The organism is Methylobacterium sp. WL64 (assembly GCF_008039945.1).
Classification (GTDB): domain Bacteria; phylum Pseudomonadota; class Alphaproteobacteria; order Rhizobiales; family Beijerinckiaceae; genus Methylobacterium.
In genome coordinates, this window is record NZ_VRVA01000277.1 from 1 (window position 1) to 1,510 (window position 1,510).

General features: G+C 65.4%; 2 protein-coding genes and 1 pseudogene. 2 read left to right on the forward strand and 1 reads right to left on the reverse strand.

Annotated features, from left to right (window positions below; genetic code table 11):
- Window positions 1-120 (forward strand): annotated as a pseudogene (locus FV242_RS33820) (IS5/IS1182 family transposase); the annotation flags it as partial.
- A 5-nt stretch (window positions 121-125) separates the two neighbouring features.
- Here FV242_RS33820 and FV242_RS33825 read toward each other — a convergent pair.
- Complete coding sequence (locus FV242_RS33825; RefSeq protein WP_147942017.1) at window positions 126-857, reverse strand: SDR family NAD(P)-dependent oxidoreductase; 732 nt, start codon at window positions 855-857, stop codon at window positions 126-128.
- A gap of 82 nt (window positions 858-939) precedes the next feature.
- Here FV242_RS33825 and FV242_RS33830 point away from each other — a divergent pair, with 82 nt between their 5' ends.
- Window positions 940-1,332: a helix-turn-helix domain-containing protein gene (locus tag FV242_RS33830; protein ID WP_147942018.1), complete on the forward strand. Its 393-nt coding sequence runs from the start codon at window positions 940-942 to the stop codon at window positions 1,330-1,332.
- Window positions 1,333-1,510 lie beyond the last annotated feature (178 nt).

Consider the following 1,510-nt stretch of genomic DNA (forward strand, 5'->3'; position numbering starts at 1 on the left):
TGGTTCAACCGATTCCGTCGATTGCCCATCCGCTACGAGCGACGCGCAGACATCTACGAGGCCTTCACGAGCCTCGCCGCCAGCCTCATCACTCTCAACCAGATCAGACGGTTCTGTTAGGCGCTCTAAATCTGTCGCATCCCACCATCGACGCACAGTTCGGCCCCCGCGACAAAGCTCGCCTCGTCGCTCAGAAGGAACAGTGTGGCCGCCGCCACCTCCTCGGGACGCGCCATGCGGCCGAGCGGGATTGGCGCGATCAGTGCGGCCCTCTGCTCCTCAGGCACGCTGGCCATCATGGCGGTGTCAGTTGGGCCGGGGGCCACCACGTTCACGCGGATACCCTGCGGAGCCAGTTCTGCTGTCCATGTGCGCGCGTAAGAGCGCAGCGCCGCCTTCGTCGCGCAATAGGTCCCGTAGGGCGTGATTCCTGCGGCATCGGCGATCGACCCCATCAGCACGACCGAGCCACCCCGTCCCATCGCACTCAACGCCGCTTGCAACCCGAAGACGGCCCCACGGACGTTGACCGCAAAGTGCCGGTCGAAATGCTCGGGCGTCCCGTCGCGCAGGGTCGCCGGTTCCGAGATGCCCGCGTTGAGGACCAGCGCATCGATCCGGCCATGTGTCTCCCGCACCGTCGCCACGACGTGGTGCAAATCTTCCTGTAGGGCCGCATCCGCGACGAGACCCCGCGCACCGCGCCCGATCCTCGCGGCGGCTGCCTCGACCTCGTCGGCGCGCCGTCCGGTGAAGACGACCGACGCGCCCTCGACCGCCAGCCTCTCGGCGACCGCAAGGCCGATGCCCTTCGCCCCGCCGACCACGAGCGCAACCTTGTCCACCATGCGAGCCATCGCGGCATCCCTTCATCTGCAACGGCGCATGAGATACACGGCATATATCTGCTATCAAGAACGCACTTAGATTAGCCTAGATATGGCCGATGATACTGATCTCGATATCCTATCCGCGTGCGCGCTCGCCGACATGGCGCAGGTCCGCCTGGTGCTGGACAAGATCGCCGACAAGTGGACGATCCTGATCCTCACGGTGCTCTGCCCGCGACCGGCACGGTTCAACGCGATCAAGCGGCGGCTCGACGGCATCACGCACAAGGCGCTGGCGGACGCGCTCAAGCGGCTGGAGCGCAACGGTATGGTGACCCGGACAGTGCTGCCGACCGCGCCCATTGGCGTCGAGTATGCGATCACCCCGCTTGGCCATTCCCTGCGCCAACCCTTCGAGGCGCTCTGCGCGTGGGCACTCGACAATGGCGAGGCGATTGAGGCGGCCAATCGCGAGCATGACAGCCTTAAAACAAGGCCGTGAGAACGCGTCCGCTTTCGGTTCGCCAGATGGTGAACCGCTATGTCTTATCCGTGTCGAACCGGTCCCTCATGCCGGGCAACAAGCGTTGGGACTCGCTTTGTACTCCCAGCGAAAGGCCATATCGCCGACGCGATCCCGCGATCCCGCGATCCCGCGGTCCCCGCAGTCCGCCCCCGCC